This window comes from Phenylobacterium sp. GW821-FHT12F10 (assembly GCF_058806695.1).
In genome coordinates, this window is the sequence record NZ_JBXAPY010000001.1 from 2,321,501 (window position 1) to 2,339,284 (window position 17,784).

At 70.3% G+C, this 17,784-nt stretch carries 15 protein-coding genes; 5 read left to right on the forward strand and 10 right to left on the reverse strand.

Annotation, left to right across the window (positions count from 1 at the left end; all coding sequences use genetic code 11):
- Window positions 1-3 precede the first annotated feature (3 nt).
- On the forward strand, window positions 4-1,305 hold the full coding sequence (locus AC1RN5_RS11685; RefSeq protein WP_493041314.1) for an MFS transporter: 1,302 nt from the start codon (window positions 4-6) through the stop codon (window positions 1,303-1,305).
- A 41-nt stretch (window positions 1,306-1,346) separates the two neighbouring features.
- Here AC1RN5_RS11685 and AC1RN5_RS11690 read toward each other — a convergent pair whose 3' ends face one another.
- Window positions 1,347-2,222: a shikimate dehydrogenase gene (locus tag AC1RN5_RS11690; protein WP_493041315.1), complete on the reverse strand. Its 876-nt coding sequence runs from the start codon at window positions 2,220-2,222 to the stop codon at window positions 1,347-1,349.
- Window positions 2,223-2,490: 268 nt separating this feature from the next.
- On the opposite strand from AC1RN5_RS11690, the gene AC1RN5_RS11695 reads away from it, so the two are divergent.
- Window positions 2,491-3,186, forward strand: a complete 696-nt coding sequence (locus AC1RN5_RS11695) for a TetR/AcrR family transcriptional regulator (protein ID WP_421930732.1) — start codon at window positions 2,491-2,493, stop codon at window positions 3,184-3,186.
- A gap of 89 nt (window positions 3,187-3,275) precedes the next feature.
- Entirely contained in the window at window positions 3,276-5,165 is a 1,890-nt protein-coding gene (locus AC1RN5_RS11700; RefSeq protein WP_493041316.1) for a bifunctional sugar phosphate isomerase/epimerase/4-hydroxyphenylpyruvate dioxygenase family protein, read from the forward strand.
- Here the strand turns inward: AC1RN5_RS11700 and AC1RN5_RS11705 are convergent.
- The gene (locus AC1RN5_RS11705; protein ID WP_493041317.1) at window positions 5,162-5,446 is read right to left on the reverse strand and encodes a helix-turn-helix domain-containing protein; all 285 of its coding nucleotides are present in this window, start codon (window positions 5,444-5,446) and stop codon (window positions 5,162-5,164) included. The two genes, AC1RN5_RS11700 and AC1RN5_RS11705, sit on opposite strands and share 4 nt — an antisense overlap.
- Window positions 5,447-5,582: 136 nt before the next feature.
- Here AC1RN5_RS11705 and AC1RN5_RS11710 point away from each other — a divergent pair, with 136 nt between their 5' ends.
- Window positions 5,583-6,593 (forward strand): alpha/beta fold hydrolase, encoded by a 1,011-nt coding sequence (locus AC1RN5_RS11710; RefSeq protein ID WP_493041318.1) that lies wholly within the window; start codon window positions 5,583-5,585, stop codon window positions 6,591-6,593.
- A 4-nt stretch (window positions 6,594-6,597) separates the two neighbouring features.
- Here AC1RN5_RS11710 and AC1RN5_RS11715 read toward each other — a convergent pair whose 3' ends face one another.
- The 3 genes from AC1RN5_RS11715 to AC1RN5_RS11725 all read right to left on the reverse strand — a co-directional run bounded on the left by AC1RN5_RS11715 (window position 6,598) and on the right by AC1RN5_RS11725 (window position 10,359).
- Complete coding sequence (locus AC1RN5_RS11715) at window positions 6,598-7,542, reverse strand: retroviral-like aspartic protease family protein (RefSeq protein ID WP_493041319.1); 945 nt, start codon at window positions 7,540-7,542, stop codon at window positions 6,598-6,600.
- A gap of 2 nt (window positions 7,543-7,544) precedes the next feature.
- Window positions 7,545-8,678 carry a zinc-binding dehydrogenase gene (locus AC1RN5_RS11720; protein WP_493041320.1) on the reverse strand — a complete coding sequence of 378 codons (1,134 nt, stop codon included), beginning with the start codon at window positions 8,676-8,678 and terminating at the stop codon, window positions 7,545-7,547.
- 79 nt (window positions 8,679-8,757) lie between these two features.
- A complete protein-coding gene (locus tag AC1RN5_RS11725) occupies window positions 8,758-10,359 on the reverse strand; it encodes a GMC family oxidoreductase (RefSeq protein ID WP_493041321.1) in 1,602 nt (533 codons plus the stop codon).
- A gap of 172 nt (window positions 10,360-10,531) precedes the next feature.
- Here AC1RN5_RS11725 and AC1RN5_RS11730 point away from each other — a divergent pair, with 172 nt between their 5' ends.
- Complete coding sequence (locus AC1RN5_RS11730) at window positions 10,532-11,233, forward strand: alternative oxidase (RefSeq protein ID WP_493041322.1); 702 nt, start codon at window positions 10,532-10,534, stop codon at window positions 11,231-11,233.
- 35 nt (window positions 11,234-11,268) lie between these two features.
- Here AC1RN5_RS11730 and AC1RN5_RS11735 read toward each other — a convergent pair whose 3' ends face one another.
- From AC1RN5_RS11735 to AC1RN5_RS11755, 5 genes are all read right to left on the reverse strand, one after another.
- Entirely contained in the window at window positions 11,269-11,685 is a 417-nt protein-coding gene (locus AC1RN5_RS11735) for a group III truncated hemoglobin (protein ID WP_493041323.1), read from the reverse strand.
- The gene (locus AC1RN5_RS11740; protein WP_493041324.1) at window positions 11,682-12,689 is read right to left on the reverse strand and encodes a zinc-dependent alcohol dehydrogenase family protein; all 1,008 of its coding nucleotides are present in this window, start codon (window positions 12,687-12,689) and stop codon (window positions 11,682-11,684) included. The genes AC1RN5_RS11735 and AC1RN5_RS11740 overlap by 4 nt, the downstream gene beginning before the upstream one ends.
- A 9-nt stretch (window positions 12,690-12,698) precedes the next feature.
- Window positions 12,699-15,227 (reverse strand): cation-translocating P-type ATPase, encoded by a 2,529-nt coding sequence (locus AC1RN5_RS11745; RefSeq protein ID WP_493041325.1) that lies wholly within the window; start codon window positions 15,225-15,227, stop codon window positions 12,699-12,701.
- A gap of 3 nt (window positions 15,228-15,230) precedes the next feature.
- The gene (locus AC1RN5_RS11750) at window positions 15,231-16,385 is read right to left on the reverse strand and encodes a site-2 protease family protein (protein ID WP_493041326.1); all 1,155 of its coding nucleotides are present in this window, start codon (window positions 16,383-16,385) and stop codon (window positions 15,231-15,233) included.
- Window positions 16,386-16,467: 82 nt separating this feature from the next.
- Entirely contained in the window at window positions 16,468-17,784 is a 1,317-nt protein-coding gene (locus AC1RN5_RS11755; RefSeq protein WP_493041327.1) for an erythromycin esterase family protein, read from the reverse strand.

Sequence of the window (17,784 nt, forward strand, 5' to 3'; positions counted from 1 at the left end):
ACCATGACCGCCTCGAGCCCCTCGGCGACCCGGCCGCGCGCCAGCCGCGCCCGCCTGGTGATCCTGCTCCTGCTGACCCTGGGCACCATGATCAACTACCTGGATCGCACGGTGATCAGCGTGGCCGCGCCCCTGATGACCAAGGAGCTGGGCCTGAGCGCCGCGGTCATGGGGATCGTCTTCTCGGCCTTCTCCTGGACCTACGCCGCGGCCCAGATTCCCGGCGGGGTCTTCCTCGACCGGGTCGGCGTGCGCCTGACCTATTTCCTGTCCATCACCCTGTGGTCGGGCTTCACCATGCTGCAGGGCCTGGTCACCGGCCTGCCCAGCCTGATCCTCTACCGCCTGGGCCTGGGGGTCGCCGAGGCGCCCTGCTTCCCCTCCAACAGCCGCATCCTCTCCACCTGGTTCCCGCAGCAGGAGCGGGCGCGGGCCACGGGGGTCTATTCGGTGGGCCAGTATTTCGGCCTGGCCTTCCTCAGCCCCGTGCTCTTCTGGATCAGCGGCGCCTTCGGCTGGCGGGCCCTGTTCCTGATCGTCGGCGCCATCGGCATCGTCTTCGGCCTGATCTGGTTCGTCACCTATCGCGACCCCCACGACAGCAAGTCGGCCAACCAGGCGGAGCTGGACTACATCGCCGCCGGCGGCGGCCTGGCCCCCAAGGGCGAGAAGACCAAGTTCGCCTGGAGCCACATCGGCTTCCTGCTCAAGCAGCGCCAGATCGTCGGCGCCTCCATCGGCCAGTTCGCCGGCAACTCGACCCTGGTCTTCTTCCTCACCTGGTTCCCCACCTACCTGGCCACCGAGCGGCACATGGGCTGGCTGAAGGTGGGGATCTACGCGGTCCTGCCCTTCATCGCCGCCTCGGTGGGCGTGGTGGTGGGCGGCCTGATCTCCGACATCCTGCTGAAGCGGACGGGATCGGCCAACCTGGCGCGCAAGCTGCCGATCATCTCGGGGCTGCTGCTGGCCTCGACCATCGTGGTGGCCAACTTCGTCTCCTCCGACAAGCTGGTGATCGCGGTGATGAGCGTGGCCTTCTTCGGCCAGGGCATGGTCAATCTGGGCTGGACCCTGATCACCGACGTGGCGCCCAAGAAGCTGATCGGCCTGACCGGCGGGGTCTTCAACCTCTGCGCCAACCTGGCCGGGATCATCACCCCTATCGTGGTGGGTTTCATCGTCGCGGCCACCGGCTCGTTCTTCTACGCCCTGGCCTTCATCGGCGTGATCGCCCTGATCGGGGCGCTGTCCTACATCTTCGTGGTGGGAGACGTGCGCCGGGTCGAGTTCGAGGGGGAATAGGCGGTGCCCTCTCCTTCGTGATGGCCGGCCTTGGGGAGATTCTAGTCCGCCACCGCCGACAGCGGCCGGGCGCGGGCGAAGCTGGCCAGCATGCGTTCGGCGTCCGGGGTCACCCCGGTGAACAGGCGGAAGGCCTCGGCGGCCTGGAACACCACCATGCCGCCGCCGTCGCAGGTGCGGCAGCCGATGGCCCGGGCGGCCTTCAGGAGTTCGGTCTCCAGGGGCACATAGACCACCTCGGAGACCCACATCTCCGGGCGCAGCAGGCTCTTGGAGAGCGGCAGGCCGGGATACTGCGCCATGCCGATGGGGGTGGCGTTGATCAGGCCCGTGGCCTGGGCGACGGCGGCGGCGACATCCTCCACCACCGACACACGGCCACCGCCGAAGCTACGCCCCAGGGCCTCGGCCAGATGGCCCGCGCGGTCGCGGTCCAGGTCGAAGATGGCCAGGGTCTCGGCGCCCAGGGTCAGGGTGGCGTAGGCCACCGCCGCCCCGGCCCCGCCGGCGCCCAGCTGCACGACGCGGCCCATGTCGGCGCCGGGCAGGCCGCGGCGGAAGCTCTCGGCGAACCCCCACCAGTCGGTGTTGTGGCCGATGCGCTCACCGTCGCGGAACACCACCGTGTTCACCGCGCCGAGGGCCTGGGTCTCGGCCGGCAGGCGGTCCAGCAGGGCGATGACGTCCTGCTTGCAGGGGTGGGTGACATTGACCCCCAGGAAGCCGCGGCCCTGGGCGTGGTCGAGCAGGGCGGCCAGGCCTCCCTCCACCGGCGGCCGGTCCAGGTCGAGGATTTCGTAGGTCAGGTCGAGCCCAAGCGCGCGCGCCTCTTCCATGTGCAGGAAGGGGCTCTTGGAGCCCTGGATCCCCTGGCCGATCAGGCCGGTCAGCAGTTTCGTGGGCTGGGCGTCCGCCATTCCATCAATCCGTTCGGACCGGACCACGGCGGACGCGGCGTCGCGCGCCGGCCTGTTTCCCGTCCCCGAGCCCTTCCTCCGAAGCTCTCGCGTAAACTATTATACGATCCAGTTCGTACAACAAGCGTGTAGGATGTTTCCTCTCGCCATCGGGCGCCTGGCCCCCGGGCTCCGGGAGGTGGGGCCGCGGATTGGGGAAGCTCCCGGTTGCGTGATCCGACCGGCGCGATAAGTAGACGGGGATCACTGGGATCTGGGAATGGACGACATGGCGCGTGATTCGGTGAAACGCCGCGGCGAGAGCGCCAAGCCCGCCCCGCCCAAAGCCGAGGCTCCGCGGGAGAAGACCCGCACCAACGATCCCGACCGCACCCGCGCCAACATCATCGCCGTGGCCACCCACGAGTTCTCGGAAAAGGGGCTCTCCGGCGCGCGGATCGACGAGATCGCCGAACGGACCCACACCTCCAAGCGGATGATCTACTACTACTTCGAGAGCAAGGAGGGCCTGTACCGGGCCGTGCTCGAGGACTGCTACCGCCGGATCCGCACCATCGAGAGCACCCTGGACCTCAAGACCAAGCCGCCCCTTGAGGCGCTGGCCCAACTGGTGCGCTTCACCTTCGACTACCAGCTCGCCAACCCGGACTTCATCCGCATGGTGATGGTGGAGAACATCCACCACGGCGAGCACATCGCCCAGTTGCCCAGCCTGCAGACCACCAATCTCGACGCCATCGACTCCCTGCGCGACATCGTCGCCCGGGGCGTGGCGGAGGGCGTGATGCGCAAGGACATCGACCCCATCGACCTGCACATGTCGATCAGCGCCCTGTGCTTCTTCAATGTCGGCAACCGCCACACCTTCTCGACCATCTTCAAGGTGGACATGACCACCCCCGCCGCATCCGCCGCCCGGCGGGAGTCGGTGACGGACATGATCCTCCGCTCGGTGGCCCCCTAACGTCGCCTCGGTTTGACGTACTAACTGGTTAGTTTTAGCCTGACGCCTTCATCCGTGCGCGGCCCGCGCCGGAGTCGGAGGCCTGCGTCTTGCGCCATTCCATCGCCACCGTGTCCATGAGCGGCGGCCTGCAGGAAAAGCTGCTGGCCATCGCCGCGGCCAAGTTCGACGCCGTCGAGATCTTCGAGAACGACCTGCTGTTCTTCGACGGCGAGGCCCGTGACGTTCGCCGCCTGGCCGACCAGCTGGGCCTGAAGATCGCCCTCTTCCAGCCCTTCCGCGACTTCGAGGCGGTGCCCGACGACATCTTCAAGCGCAACCTCGATCGGGCCGAGCGCAAGTTCGACCTGATGGGCGAGCTCGACACCCAGCTCATGCTGGTCTGCTCCAACGTCTCGCCCGCCGCGGTGGACGACGACGCGCGGGCCGCGGCCCAGCTCGCCGAACTGGCCGAGCGCGCCGCCCGGCGCGGCCTGCGGATCGGCTACGAGGCCCTGGCCTGGGGCGCCCACGTAAAGACCTATGGCGATGTCTGGCGCATCGTGAAGCAGGCCGACCACTCCCACCTCGGCGTCATCCTCGACAGCTTCCACACCCTGGCCCTGGGGGACGATCCCGCCGGCATCGCCGACATCCCCGGCGAGAAGATCTTCTTCGTCCAGCTGGCCGACGCGCCAAAGCTGAACATGGACGTCCTGTCCTGGAGCCGGCACTTCCGCTGCTTCCCCGGCCAGGGAGAGTTCGACGTCGCCGGCTTCACCGCCCAGGCCATCGCGGCGGGCTATACCGGCCCCCTCTCCCTGGAGATCTTCAACGACGAGTTCCGCGCCTCTCCGGCCTCCCAGACCGCCCGCGACGGCATGCGCTCGCTGCTCTATCTGGAGGAACAGATCCGCGGGCGGCGGGCGGCGCTGGAACCCGCCCAGGTCCGCGGCCTGAAGCGCGTCGACCTCATCGATCCCCCCGCCCCGCCGGTCATCTCCGGCGTCGCCTTCCTGGAATTCGCCGTCGACCATGGGGCCCGCGACGACCTGGCCGTCTGGCTGACCGGACTGGGCTTCTCCAAGGTCGGCCGCCACCGCACCAAGGACGTCACCCTCTATCACCAGGGGGAGATGGCCATCGCGCTCAACGCCGAGAGCGAGAGCTTCGCCCACGCCTACTACCTGCTGCACGGCGCCAGCGTCTGCGCCATCGGCTTGCGGGTGGAGGACCGCGAGAGCCTGCTGACCCGCGCCGAACTGTTCGGCTGCAAGCGCTTCGAGGAGCGCGTGGGCCCGCACGAGATTCCCATGCCGGCGGTCCGGGCGCCCGACGGCAGCCTGGTCTATCTGGTGGAGCCCGACTTCGACCCCGCCGCCGACTTCGTGCGCGATCGGGAGGATGGCGTCGGCCAGGGCAATATCTCGGTGGTCGATCACGTGGCCCAGGCGGTGCCCGCAGACCAGTTCGACTCCTGGCTGCTCTACTACCGCGCGGTCTTCGGCCTGCAGCCCCAGGAGAGCTGGGTGCTGCCCGACCCCTACGGCCTGGTGCGCAGCCGCGCGCTCACCAATCCCGGCCGCACCGTGCGCCTGCCGCTGAGCTTCTCCGAGAGCAGCCGCACCATCGTCGCCCGCGCGCTCACCACCTTCGCCGGCGCCGGGGTGAACCAGGTGGCCTTCCTGACGGAGGACATCTTCGCCGCCGTCGCCAACATGCGCGCCAAGGGGGTGGCCCTGCTGCCGATCCCCGCCAACTATTATGACGATCTGGCCGCGCGCCTGGGTCTCGACGACGACCTGATCCACAAGCTGCGCGCTCACGACGTGCTCTATGACCGCGACGCCAGGGGCGCGGAGTTCCTGCACGTCTACACCCAGATGTTCCAGGACCGCTTCTTCTTCGAGGTGGTGCAGCGGGTCGGCGCCTATGACGACTACGGCGCGGTCAACGCCCCGGTGCGCATGGCCGCCCAGGGCCGCGCCAGCGCGCGCTAGGCGCCCTCAGCCTTGGCCAGGTCGTCCAGCCGGGCCGAGAGCCGTTCGAACAGCTCCACCGGCTCCACCCCCACCGAGCGGGCGACCTTGTAGAATTCCAGGGTGTCGATGCGCCGCTGGCCGGTCTCGATCATGCAGACGTGGCTGGCGGTCTTGCCGATCCTCGCCCCCAGGCCGCGCTGGCTGACGCCAGCCGCCTGCCGGGCCTCAACCAGGATCTCCCGCAGCAGCTGGTACTCCTCGCTGAACACAGGATTGGCCCGCCGACTGCTGAATCCCATGACCGTGTCCTCACCCTACGTCGCGCTATTCGTTTGTATTACATACGAATAGCGCCGCCACGCCAAGACTGCCATGATTGACATGTACGAACTAGTACGTTTTAGCTGAAGGCAAGAAGACGAGGGGATGGAAACCATGGGCCGCCAAGGTCTCGCGACGATCCTGGGCGGGCTCGCCCTCAGCCTCACCCTGGTCGGTTCGGCCCTGTCTCAGGTGGTGCCCCGCACCGAGGTCTATCCGCCGCACAACGCCGCCTTCCCGGCCGGCGTCGTGGGCGTGCCCGACCTGATGTACCAGACCATTCCCGGCTACCGGCCGATGAAGCTGGACCTCTACCTGCCCGCCACGCCGGGGCCCAAGCCCCTGGTGATCTATGTCCACGGCGGCGGCTGGACCGGGGGAACCCAGCGGCTGGCGGGCACCTTCGACTCCTGGCCGGCCATCCTGGCCAGGCTCGCGGCCCGTGGCTACGTGGTGGCCAGCGTCAGCTACCGGCTGAGCGGCGAGGCCCGCTTCCCCGCCGCCATCCAGGACGTGAAGGCCTCGATCCGCTGGCTGCGCGCCAACGCCGCCAAGTACGACATCGACGCGAGCCGCGTGCTGCTCTGGGGCGGCTCGGCCGGCGGCCAGCTCGTGGCGCTGGCGGGAACCTCCTGCGGCGTTGCGACCCTCGGCCCCCTGCCCAACGAGGGCGCGGTGGAGGCCGGCACGGTGCGCGGCGGCGCGACCTCCGACTGCGTCCAGGGCGTGGTGGACTTCTACGGAATCTCCGACCTGGCGGCCATGGACGCCAGCGTGCCCGTCAACGCCCCGCTGACCACCGCGGGCCAGTATCTCGGTTGCCAGACCGCCCTGTGCGCCCCCGGCCTCGTGGCCTCAGCCAGCCCCATCACCTATGTCGACGCCAAGGACCCGCCGTTCCTGCTGGTGCACGGGACCAAGGACCGCACGGTGCCCTACGGCCAGTCGGAATTGCTGGCCGCGGCCCTGAAGGCCAAGGGCGTGCCGGTGGAATTGATGCCTATCCCCGAGGCCGACCACAGCTTCGTCATGGGCTCGCCCGAGAAGAACGCCGCGGTGAACGACCAGGTCCTGGCCAAGGTCTTCGCCTTCATCGACGCCACCATCGGCAAGCCCGCGAAATAGCCGCTCAGCCGATCTCGAAGGTCACGGTCGAGCGGCCGAAGTCCAGGGACACCACCGTGAAGGCGGCCAGCAGGTCCATGCCCAGCACCAGGGCCGGCTTGTTGGCCAGGCCCCACAGCCCGAACACCGGCAGGTCGGCGAACACCACCGGGACATTGCCCAGCTGAACGCCCCCCAGCCGCAGGAACGGCAGGTAGAGCATGTCTCCGACGAAGGTCTCCCCGGTCACCGAGACCATGGTGACCTTCTCCAGCTTTCCTTCGAGGCGCTTGTCCAGCATGGCCCTCAGGGTCGGATTGCCGATGGAGAGCTGAGCCCCGGAATCGATCATCGCATTGATGGACTTCTGGCCGAGATCGGCGTCGACGATGGTCAGCTGACCGATGCGCTTGCGGGCGGCCACCACCACCCGGTCCGGCGTGCTGGTGTCGCGGCGCGAGGCGGTGATCGAGACCTGCTTGCGCTTCATGTCCAGGATCAGCCTCTGGCCCTTCAGCCAGTCCACCGCCAGCAGGCCGTCGATGTCGGTGCCCACGAAGGGCAGGACCGGGATCTTCACCCGCCGCTGGGCGCGGCTGCCCACCTGCAGGCGGTCCACCAGCACGCTGTTGCGCGAGCGGCGGCCCATGATGGTGTTGACCACCACCTTGCCCCCGTCCGGCAGGGCCAGGACCTTGGCCAGCTCGGTGGAGATGCAGGAGCGGTTGGCGCCGGTGTCCACCATGAAGGCGAAGGGGCCCTGGCCGTTGATGGTCACCGGAACGGTGATCCGCGCGAAGGCGTCCTTGCCGCTCGCCACCTGGGTCGGCTCGACGCTGGCCTGGTCGTCGTCGACGACCGGGGCCTCCGGCGGCGTCTGGGCGGCCGCCAGGCCGCCCGTCAGCAGCAAGGCCCCCGCCCCGCCGATCGCCGAGGCGGCGTCGCGTCGGGTCAGGCGGGGCGTCCCCAAGGCTAGAGGCCCTTGCTCGGATTGATCAGGTACTTCTCGCCGGTGGCGCGGCGGTTGTAGGCGGCGATGATCTCGGGGTTCAGGGCCTCGGCGAGCGAGATCTCGTGGGAGTAGTGGCTGGCGAAGGTGGTCTTCAGTTCGTCCAGGACCCGCTGGCGCAGCTTGGCGCCCGCCTCGGCCCCGATCTTCATCAGGAACGGGGTCAGCAGCCAGCCCCCCAGGCCCCAGGACATGCCGAAGGCGCGGCTGAGTTCGGTGGGCGCCGTGTTGAGCCCGCCATAGATGTAGACCTGCTTGTAGGTCGTTGAACCGTAACGGCTATAGGTCTTGGCGGTCATGTTGGCCGCCACCTCCATGCCGTTCAGGATCTGCCCGGCCAGCTTGCCGCCGCCGATGGCGTCGAAGGCGAGCGTCGCGCCGGTGGCCACCAGCGCCTTGACCAGCTCCTCCTGGAAATCGGGCCGGCTGGAGTCGACGATGTGCTTGGCGCCGATGTCCTTGAGGATCTTCACCTGTTCGGGGCTGCGGACGATGTTCACCAGCTCCACCCCGTCCTTGAGGCAGACCTTGTTGAGCATCTGGCCAAGGTTGGAGGCCGCCGCGGTGTGGACCAGCGCGGTGTGCCCCTCCCGGCGCATGGTCTCCACCATGCCCAGCGCCGTGAGCGGATTGACGAAACAGGAGGCGCCGTCGGCGGCCGTCGCGCCGGGCGGCAGGACCAGGACATCGGCCGCCTTCAACAGGCGATACTGGGCGTACATGGCCCCGCCCAGCATGGCGACCGTCTTGCCCAACAGGTGCTGCGCATTGGCGCCGGCCTTGATCACCTCGCCCGCGCCCTCGTTGCCCACCGGCATGGATTCGTCGGCCCGGGCCGCCATGGCCCGCATGAAGGCCGGCGGGATGGGGGCGGTCACCACCGGGCGGTCCGGCGCGCCGGCCACCTTGGCCTGGCTGATGTCGGCCGGACCGAGCAGCAGGCCGAGGTCCGACGGGTTGATCGGCGAGGCCTGGACGCGGACCAGGATCTCGTCGGGACCAGGATCGGGGATGGAGACGGTCGCAAGGGACAGCTCCAGTTCGCCGCTGGACTTCACCAGGGAGCGCAGCTCCAGGCCTTGAGTTTCGTTCGCCATCCGGCGTCTCCCTAATGCTTGCGTCTCGTTGGCGGCCAAAAGAGCGCGTCACGGCGCGCGCCGCAATGGCCGAGCTGGTTCAAGCGTCCTCAACCATCATCCGGGCGGCCTTCTCGGCGATCATCATGGTGGGGGAGTTGGTGTTGCCCGAGGTGATCGTCGGCATCGCCGAGGCGTCGGCGACCCGCAGGTCCGCCACGCCGCGCACCCGCAGCCGCGCGTCCACCACAGCGACGGGATCGCTCTCCAGGCCCATCTTCGCCGTCCCCACCGGATGGAAGATGGTGGTTCCCAAGGCGCGCGCCGCGGCCAGCAGGTCGGCGTCGGAGCTGGCCTCCGCCCCCGGCCGCCGCTCGACCGGCGAGAACCGCGCCAGGGGCGGCTGGGCCATGATCCGGCGCACCAGCTTCATGGCGTCGACCGCCACCCGCTCGTCCTGCGGGGAGGAGAGATAGTTGGGCTGGATCAGCGGCGCGGCGCGGGGATCGGCGCTGGCGGCATGGATCGAGCCCCGGCTGGCGGGACGCAGGTTGCAGACGCTGACCGTGATCGCCGGGGCCACGTGCAGGGCCTCGCCGAACCGGTCGAGGGAGAGAGGCTGAACATGGAATTGCAGGTTCGGCGTCGCCTGGTCCGGCGAGGACCGGGCGAAGGCGCCGAGCTGGGAGGGCGCCATGGACATCGGCCCCTTGCGGAACAGGGCGTATTCCGCCGCCATCAGCGGCCTGCGCCACCAGGAGGCGTAGAGCTCGTTCATGGTCGGCACGCCGGTGACGCCGTAATAGGGCCGGATCTGCAGGTGGTCCTGCAGGTTCTCACCGACGCCCGGCAGGTGCGTCCGGGTCTCGATCCCCAGGGTCGACAGCCGCCCCCCGTCGCCGATCCCCGACAGCTCCAGCAACTGCGGCGTGCCCACCGCCCCGGCCGCCAGCACCACCTCGCCGTCGGCGCGGGCCTCGAAGCTCTCGGTCCCCTGCGTCCAGGCGACGCCCGCCGCCCGTCCGTTCTCGATGAGCACGCGGGTGACCTGGGCGCCGGTCACCAGCCTGATATTGGGCCGATTGAGGATCGGCTTGAGGAACCCGCTGGCCGCGCTCCACCGGCGTCCGGCCCGCTGGTTCACCTGGAAATAGCCGCAGCCGAAGTTGTCGCCGGCGTTGAAGTCGCCCACTGGCGGAATCCCCGCCATCTCTGCGGCCTGGGCGAAGGCGTCCAGCACGGCCCAGCGCATGCGCGGGTGTTCCACGCGCCATTCCCCGCCGCTGCGGTGATGGTCGCCGGACGGGGCGATGTGGTCCTCCTGGGCCAGGAACAGCGGCAGGACGTCGTCCCAGCCCCAGCCCGCCAGCCCCAGCTGCCGCCAGCCGTCATAGTCGGCGGCCTGGCCGCGCATGTAGATCATGGCGTTGATGGCCGAGGAGCCGCCGATCACCTTGCCGCGCGGATAGGCCAGCTTGCGGCCGTCCAGGCCGGGAATGGCCTGGGTCTCGAACATCCAGTCGGCGCGGGGATTGCCGATGGAGAAGAGGTAGCCCACCGGGATGTGGAACCAGATCCAGTCGTCCTTGCCCCCGGCCTCCAGCACCAGGACACGGCGGCGCGGATCGGCCGACAGCCGGTTGGCCAGGACGCATCCGGCCGATCCGCCGCCGACGATGATGTAGTCGAAATGATCGGCCATGAGGTCTCCGCCCCGGCCCGCGCCGGGCTTCGCGGTCCCAGATATCCGCCCCCGCCCGCCGCTGGCTAGGCGAAACAGGCTTGGCCTAGGTAGCAACCCTTAGGGGAAGGCGCCGAATTTCGCGGCCGGTGGGACAGGCCTATCCAGGGGCCAGTTCGAAATGGAGTTTCCGATGTCCACCCCCAATGCGCCCCTGGTCGATCTCAGCGTCCACTATCAGCCGAGCGGCCTGTCCGACCGCTTCGCCCTGGGGGTCACCAAGTTCCTGCGCCTGTTCGCCGACACCTTCTTCGCCAAGCGCTACGGCCACCGGGCCGTGGTCCTGGAGACGGTCGCCGCCGTGCCGGGCATGGTGGGCGCCACCCTCAACCACCTGAAATGCCTGCGCCGGATGGAGGACGATCGCGGCTGGATCCGCACCCTGATGGACGAGGCCGAGAACGAGCGCATGCACCTGATGACCTTCATCGAGGTCTGCAAGCCCACCGCCTTCGAGCGCTTCATGGTCCTCGCCGCCCAGTGGGTGTTCTACCTGTTCTTCTTCGGCCTCTACATCGTCGCGCCGAAGACCGCGCACCGGCTGGTGGGCTATTTCGAGGAAGAGGCGGTGATCAGCTACACCCACTACCTCGCCGAGATCGACCAGGGCCGCTCGCCCAACGTCCCGGCCCCGGCCATCGCCATCCGCTACTGGGACCTGCCGGCCGACGCCACCCTGCGCGACGTGATCCTGGTGGTCCGCGCCGACGAGGCCCATCACCGCGACGTCAATCATGGCTTCGCCAACGACCTCGTGGGTCTGCCGCTCGGCGCGGTGGCCCCCTGCCCGCCCCACGTGGAGCTGACCCCCAACTGGCGCAAGGCCGCCGCCTGACGCCCTCCTGAACCCTGACGCCGGGCCTGACGTGGTCAGGTCCGGCGTTGGGATTCCACGCCCATGAGCAGGCTCTGGGCGATGATCTCGGACTTGGCCCGGAACAGGGCCGCGGCCTGCGGCGGACAGGTCTCCTCGGCCGTCTGCTGGAAGAGGTGCAGCCAGCGCGCGAAGTGGCCGCGGCGGATGTCCGGCAGCGCCATGTGGACCGACATCGGCGTGCCCTTGAAGCGCCCGGTCATCAGCATCACCGACGACCAGAAGTCGCACAGCCGCGCCAGGTGTTCGTCCCAGCGATCGCCGATGGCGGCGTCGAAGATCGGCCCCAGCACCGCGTCCCGGCGGACCTTGGCGTAGAAGGCGTGGACCAGGCGATGGATCATCGCCTCGTCGATCCCCACCGGCGTCCCCGGCGCCAGGCGCTGGCGGCGGGCCATGTCCTCCGGAGTCATGAACCTTCCTCCCGTGGAACGAGCACGGCCGCGCCGGTGAACGCGCCGGTCCTCAGATCCTCCAACGCCCGGTTGGCCTGATCGAGCCCATAGGTGGTCACGTGCGGCCGCACGCCGGCGCGGACGGCCCAGGGCAGGTAGTCCAGTCCGTCCTGGCGGGTCAGATTGGCCACCGAGACCACCTGCCGCTCCTCCCACAGGAGGGCGTAGGGGAAGCTCGGAATGTCGCTCATGTGGATGCCGCCGCAGACCACGATCCCGCCCTTGCGCACGGCGGCCAGGGCGGCCGGAACCAGGGCGCCGATGGGGGCGAAGATGATGGCGGCGTCCAGGCGTTCGGGCGGCGGCGCCTCGGAACCTCCCGCCCAGACACAGCCGACCTCGCGCGCCAGGGCCTGGGCCGCGGCGTCGCCGGTCCGGGTGAAGGCGTAGACCGACTGCCCCTCGAACACCGCCAACTGCGCCAGCAGGTGCGCCGCCGCGCCGAAACCGTAGAGGCCGAGGGTCTTCACCGGCCGGGGGCGGCAGGCCATCCGCCAGGCCCGGAAGCCGATCAGACCGGCGCAGAGCAGCGGCGCGGCCTCGGTATCCGACAGGCCCTCGGGGATGGGGAAGCAGAAGTCGGCGCGGGCGATCATGGTGTCGGCATAGCCGCCGTCGCGGGTCCAGCCGTTGAATCCCGGCGTGTCGCAGAGGTTCTCCTGGCCCTCGCGGCAGTAGCGGCAGGCGCCGCAGGTCTCCCCCAGCCAGGCCGCCCCCATCCTCTGGCCCACCGCCACGCCGGCGACGCCGGGGCCGACGGCGTCGACGATCCCCACCACCTCGTGGCCCGGGATGATCGGCGTCCGCCGCCGCGGCAGGTCGCCGTCGACGACGTGCAGGTCGGTGCGGCACACCCCGCAGGCCTTCACCCGCAGCCGGACCTCGCCCGGCCCCGGCTCGGGATCGGGACGCGTCTCGGGCGCCAGGACGGTCCGGTCGGCGGGAAGCGACATGGCGAACATGGGAGCCTCCTAGGTCGCACCCTGGGCCGAACGGCCCCAGGGCGCCAGCCGCCGCAGGAGTCGCGTCAGACCGAACCATCCGCCCGCCACCAGGCCCGCCAGGATGGCGACGGCGAGCAGGCCGGGCCGAGGCGTCGAGATCCGGAAGATCGACTCCAGCATCGGCACGAACAGCACCGCCGCCAGCACGGCCACCGCCGTGGCGGTGATCGCCCAGAACGCCAGCCGGTGACGGTCGAACAGCCGGACCCCCACCGAGGCCGAGTCCGACAGGGCCAGGACCAGGTTGGCCAGGATCAGGGCCGCGAAGGCCGCCGCCCGGGCCTGGGGCTCGGTCGCCGCCTGCAGGGCCCAGGCATAGACCCCCAGCACGGCGGCCAGCACGATCAGGCCCTGCAGCACCGCCAGCCCGATCTCCCGGGGGCCGAACAGGGTCTCCGACGCCTTGCGCGGCCGCCGCCGCATCGCGCCGGCCTCGCTGGGCTCGGCCTCGAAGACCATGGAGCAGACCGGATCGACCACCAGCTCCAGCAGCACCACGTGCATCGGGAACAGCATGGGCGGCAGGCCCATCAGGATCGGCAGCAGGGCCAGGCCCGCGATCGGCACATGGATGGCGGTGACATAGGTCAGCGCCTTGCGCAGGTTGGCGAAGATCCGCCGGCCCAGCCGCACCCCGCCGATGATCGAGGCGAAGCTGTTGTCCAGCAGCACCAGGTCGGCGGCCTCGCGGGCCACGTCGGTGCCTCGGCGGCCCATGGCGATGCCGATATGGGCGGTCTCCAGGGCCGGGGCGTCGTTCACCCCGTCGCCGGTCATGGCGACGATCTCGCCATCGGCCTTGAAGGCCTCCACCAGCTGCAGCTTCTGTTCGGGCGCGATGCGGGCGAAGACCCGGACGTCGCGGATCCGCCGCGCCAGGTCGGTGGGGTTCAGGGCCGCGATCTCCGCCCCGGTCACCACCCCGGCCCGGGTGTCGATCCCGGCCTGGCGGGCGATCTCCAGGGCGGTGGCGGGATGGTCGCCGGTGATCATGGCCACCGAGATTCCGGCGCCCCGCGCCTCGGCCAGGGCGGCGGGAACGTCGGCGCGCAGGGGATCCTGGAAACCCAGCAGGCCCTCGAAGACCCAGGCGGCCTCTTCCGGGGTCTCGGGAAACGCCCCGGCTGAGCGGCAGGAGGCGGCGGCCAGGACCCGCAGCCCCTCGGCGGCGAGGTCGTCCAGCACCTTGTGCAGCCGCGCGCCCTGGGAGGCCGAAAGCCGGCAGAGCTTGAAGATCGCCTCAGGGGCGCCCTTGGCGGCCGCCATCTGGCCGCCCTCGCCCGGCCAGACCTGGATGACCGCCAGACGCTCCGGACGCAGGGGCCAGGTGCGCAGAGGCTCATGATGCGGCCCCACGATCGCGGGCGAATGCAGTTCCAGGATCGCCCGGTCCATGGGATCGGCGGACCGGGAGGCGGAGGCCAGGGCCGCGGCCTCCAGCAGGGCGCCGACCGCCGGGACCGATCCGCGGCCCACCTTGTGTTCCGTCCCGTCGACCCAGAGGCGGGCGAGCCGCATGCGGTTCTCGGTCAGGGTGCCGGTCTTGTCGACGCAGAGCAGGGTCGCCCCGCCGAGGGCCTCGATGACGGCGGCGCGCCGCACCAGCACATTGTGCCGCGCCAGGCGCCAGGCGCCCATGGCCAGGAACACCGCCAGCACCATCGGGAATTCTTCGGGGATCAGGGCGATCGAGACGGTGATCCCCGCCAGGGCGCCCTCCACCCAGTCGCCGCGGATCAGGCCGTAGACCACCACCAGCACGGCGCAGAAGGCCAGGGCCACCAGGCCCAGCAGGCCCACCAGCCGGCCGGCGGTGCGTTGCAGGGGCGTCGGCTCGTCGGTGATTCCGGCCAGGGAGGCGCCGATGCGTCCCAGGGCGGTCTGGGCGCCGGTGCGCGCCACCTCCGCCGCGCCGTGACCGCGAACGATCAGGGTCCCGGCGAAGAGGAAGGCCCCGCCCTCGCCCCCCGGCGCCGGATAGGGTTCGACGGCGGCCGCCGCCGCGTCGGGCGACTTGGCCGCGGGGACCGACTCCCCGGTCAGGGTGGACTCATCGACGCTCAGGATGTCGCCGCGCAGCAGCAGGGCGTCGGCCGCCAGCCGGTCCCCCTCGCCCACCAGGACCAGGTCGCCGGGAACCAGGTCGCGGGCCGGGATCTTACGCTCGACCCCGCCGCGGATGACCCGCGCCTCGGGCTCGGCCAGCTCCCGCAGCGCCGCGAGGGCCCGCTCGCTGCGGGCCTCCTGGAAGATCACCAGGCCGATGGCGATGCAGGCGCCGCCGGTGAGAAACAGGCCCTCCCCGAGGTCCCCCAGCACCAGGTAGAGGACCGAGGCGCCCAGCAGCAGCAGGAACATCGGCTCGCGCAGGGCGCCCAGCAGGATGGTGAGGATGCCGCGGCTCTTGGCCCGATAGAGCTCGTTGGGTCCGAACTGGAGCAGCCGACGGGCGGCCTCGGCCTCGTCCAGGCCTGATCGTCGCCCATCGTCCGACATGAACTAGCTTTCGCTCCGCCGGCCCGCGCCGCGTTCGAACTGCGCCGCCAATTCCAGCCGCTCCAGCAGGTCGCGCAGGGTGATGACCCCCACCACCCGGTCGTGATCGAGCACCAGGAGCCGGCTGCGGCTTTCCAGGGTCATGCGGTCCAGCACGGCGTGGGCGTCATCGATCGAGCGAGCGGTGGAGACGCAGTCCAGGGGCGTGCAAACCTCCGACAGGGTCGCCTTCGACCAGCGATCGCGGGGCGTCTTCAAGATGTTCTCCGCCTCCACCACGCCGATCGTCGCCCCGCCCTTGGCGACGGGATACATCCCGTGCTGTCCAGCATAGAGCCGCCGGGCCACATAGTCGTCCACCGTCATGTCGCCCGAGAGGGTCTCCAGGGTGTCATCCATCAATTCGCCCACCGGATAGCCCTTCAGCAGGCGCCGGGCGTGCAGGTCGAAGGCCGAGGCCTTGGCGGCGGTTCGCAGGAACATGCCGATCAGGGCCCACCAGATGCCGCCGGCCACCTGGCCGGTCAGGGCCAGGCCGACGCCCGCCAGGATCAGCAGCAGGGCCGTGCCCTCCCCCACCCGCGCGGCGATGCGCGTGGCCCGGTCGGCGTCCCGCGTGGCCATCCACAGCAGGGCGCGCAGCACCCGGCCGCCGTCCATGGGGAAGGCCGGCGCCAGGTTGAACACGGCCAGCACCAGGTTGAGGGTGGCGAGATAGCCGAGCGAGCCGGCGATCTCCGGACCGGAGTCCTTGGCCGCTTCCGCCAAGGCGCCGAACACCAGGGCCAGGAGCAGGCTGAGGGCCGGGCCCGCCAGGGCCATCAGCAGCTCGGCCCGCGGCGCGGTGGGCTCCTGGCGCAGCTCGGCGACCCCGCCGAACATGAAGAGCGTGATGCGGTCCACCGAGAGCCCGAAGGCGCGCCCGACCAGGCTGTGGGCCATCTCGTGCAGGACCAGCGACACCGCCAGGCCGACCACGACGACAACCGCCATGCTCCAGTAGGAGGCCCTGGGCAGGCCTTCATAGATCTGCGGGAACGACCCCGCCGCCAGCGACCAGGCCAGCAGCAGGGCGATGATCAGCCAGCTCGGCTGCACCCGGATCTGAATCCCGAACAGCCGCGGACCGCCGCGGCGCGCGATCTCAGCATCGGCCATGAGAGGTCTCCCCAGTTACGGGCGGCATCCTGAGGGTCCGGTTCGCCCCTGTCCTTGACAGGGCTCAAGGGACTCGAGGCGCTCAGAGGCCGAAGGGATAGATGTCAGGCGCCCCTTCCGGCGGCGCGCCTGCCAGCGGGGTCACGGCCCCGGTCTCCTCGAACCAGGCGAAGGCGTCGAACTGCCGGGAGAGCACGGCGTCGAAATAGTGGCTGCGCAGCTCGGTCTCCGGCCGGTAGATCACCCCGATCGCCCGCTCCCGGCGCGTCCGGCTCACGGCCGCCGCCAGTTCCGGGTCGGCCCGCCAGTCCGTCAGGGCGCGTCCCAGGCCGGCCTGCCGGAAGAGGTGCTCCCAGCTGTCGCCCCGAGACGGCAGGACCTCCTTGACCCGCGCCGCCCCGCCCCAGTCGTCGGCGGCCAGCACCCGGCCGCGGTCGGTTCCGAACCCGATGGACACGCAGTCGCGCCCGAAGGCCTCGCGGCAGAGCTGGCCGATGTTGTATTCCCCGGCCCGCCCCATGGCGGTGGCCGAGGCGTCTCCGATATGGGAGTTGTGGGCCCAGACGACCGCCCGCGCGTCGGGCCCGCGCGCCTGCAGCAGCCGCGAGAGGGTGTCGAACATGTGGCTGTCGCGCAGGTTCCAGCTCTCCACCGAGCCGCGATACATGGCGCGGTAATAGGCCTCGGCGGCCTTCACCACCCGGGCGTTCTGTTCGACGTCGAGATAGTCGCCGCCGTCGAAGCCCGCATAGACCTGCCGGCGCTCGATCAGGGCGACGAGCTGGGACACCACCTCGTCCTCGCAGTCGGCCGCCCCGAACCGCGCCGCCGCCCCATAGCGCTGCGGCTCGTCGAGATAGGGGGTCAGGCAACCGTAGCGCTGGCGCGCCACCGCCGCGGCGGACGGATCCACGCGATCCAGGTAGGCCAGGACCTCGGCGCGGGACTCCGTCAGGCTGTAGACGTCGAGTCCCCGCAGTTCGGCCCGGTCCTCGGCGTCGCGCGCCAGGTTCCAGGTCCGCAGGTCGCGGACGAAGGCGGCGAACTCTTCGTTTCGCCACATCCAGCGGGGAAAGTTGGGGAAGCTGTCCTTCTGGCCCCAGACGCCCCGGTTGCGGGCGAACCGGTCGAGCTCGGCGATATCGGGCCAGTCGGCCTCCACCGCCACGATCCGGAAGCCGTGCCGGTCGATGAGCCGCCGCGTGATGGCGGCCCGCGCCCGGTAGAAGTCGGAGGTTCCGTGGGTCCCCTCCCCCAGCAGCACCACCCGGGCGTCGCCGAAGCGGTCGAAGGCCGCGGCGAAGGCTTCGTCACCGATCTCGGGCAAGGGATCGGAGCGCCGGCGCAGGAGGGCCACCAGATCTTCGACATCGGGGTCGGCGGGCAGGATCATCGGCAT